Origin of the sequence: Cellulomonas septica, from assembly GCF_012396155.1 — a bacterium.
GTDB classification, from domain to species: Bacteria; Actinomycetota; Actinomycetes; order Actinomycetales; family Cellulomonadaceae; genus Cellulomonas; species Cellulomonas septica.
Genome location: NZ_JAAXOY010000783.1, coordinates 1 through 1,471 on the forward strand (window position 1 = coordinate 1; position 1,471 = coordinate 1,471).

Sequence of the window (1,471 nt, forward strand, 5' to 3'; positions counted from 1 at the left end):
CGGCGTCGATGGTGTCGTTCGACAGCTGGATGGCGGCGGCGCAGGCCGCGCCACCACGAGCTGCGCGCACCCGTGCCGTCCGGCGTCTCGTCGGGTGCGGTGCTCATCGCGTCCGAGCCTAGACTCGGCCGGGTGCGTCGTCGCGGCTACGTCCTGACGTCCGACTGGCGCGTGGGCGCCCCGCTCGCGCGGTGCTGGGACGTGCTCGCCGACCCGGCCCTCACGTGGCCCGTGTGGTGGCCCCACCTGCGCACGCGCGACGTGCGGCCCGTCGACGGGCTCGTCGGGAGCTCCGCGACGCTGCTGTTCCGGACGCCGCTCGGCTACGCGCTGCGGGTCGGGCTGGTCGTCGAGTCCGCGCAGCCGCAGCGCCGCGTGCTCGTGCGCGCGTCGGGCGACCTCGAGGGGCACGGCGACGTCGTGCTGGAGGCGCTCGCACCCGACCGCACGCGGATCGGCGTCGTCTGGGACGTGCGCACGACGCGCGCGTGGATGAACGCGACCGCTCCCCTGCTGGGCCGCGTCTTCACCGCGTCGCACGCCCGCGTCATGCGGCTCGGCGAGCGCGGCCTCGACCGGCACCTGGCCACGACCGCGACCGCACCGGTCGCCGACCCGGCGCGCGACGTCACTGGTACGTGACGAGGTCCGGCACCGGCTGCACGCCGTAGGTCTGCGCGGGGTCGAGCATCGGCCTGTCCTCGTCGACGAAGTTCTTCCAGCCCCAGTGCACCGCGGGCGCACCGGCACGGAGCGTCGCCCACGTGCCCGCCTTCGCGGGCTGCGAGCCCTGGCCGTCGACGTGGATGACCGTGGCGAGCTCGTCGTGCGACGTGTCCAGCCCCTCGCGGCCGCTGATCATGCGCAGGCTGAACTGGTGCAGGACGAGCATCTTCTGCGGGAGCGCACGCTCCCGGGTCAGGCCCGCGAGCCACGCGCTGACCGCGTTGACCTCGTCGATGCCGACCGACCCGATCTGGCGCAGGTGCACCTGGTCGGGCGCGAGCCGCCACTCCGGGTCGAGCGCCAGGCCGACGTACGGCAGCGCGAGCAGGTCGGCGTAGAGCTGCGCCTGCGTGACGAAGTCGGTCCGCCCCGGCTGGAGGTCGAGGATCACGAGCTGACCCGCCGCACCCGCGGCCTCGACCAACGGGCGGAGCTCCTCGACGGACCGCTCCTGCGAGTAGTTGCCGTCCGGCCCCGGCCCTGCCGACGCGATCGTGGCGATGACCTCGACCGCCGGCACCACCGTGTCGCCCGTCAGCGGTCGGTACGCGTCCGCCTGGCCCTGCGCACGCGCGACCGTCGCGGGCACGTCCTGCTCGCCGAGCACCCCGAGCGCGGCCGTCCCCGGCGTCCCGTACAGCGCGACGTACCGCTTGCCGGGCTGCCCCGGCACCGCCGGGAAGACGAGCTGGCCGCCGCCCGGCAGCTCGACCCCCGTCGAGGCCGTCGCGACGCGTGCGGCGAG

General features: G+C 75.4%; 1 protein-coding gene and 1 pseudogene. One reads left to right on the top strand and one right to left on the bottom strand.

All coding sequences use genetic code 11. The features are described 5' to 3' along the window. Nucleotides 1-132: 132 nt before the first annotated feature. Entirely contained in the window at nt 133-642 is a 510-nt protein-coding gene (locus HGA02_RS19115) for an SRPBCC family protein (RefSeq protein WP_168680948.1), read from the top strand. On the opposite strand, the pseudogene HGA02_RS19120 reads toward HGA02_RS19115, so the two are convergent. Further along, nucleotides 629-1,471 (bottom strand): annotated as a pseudogene (locus tag HGA02_RS19120) (hypothetical protein); the annotation flags it as partial. The gene HGA02_RS19115 and the pseudogene HGA02_RS19120 sit on opposite strands and share 14 nt — an antisense overlap.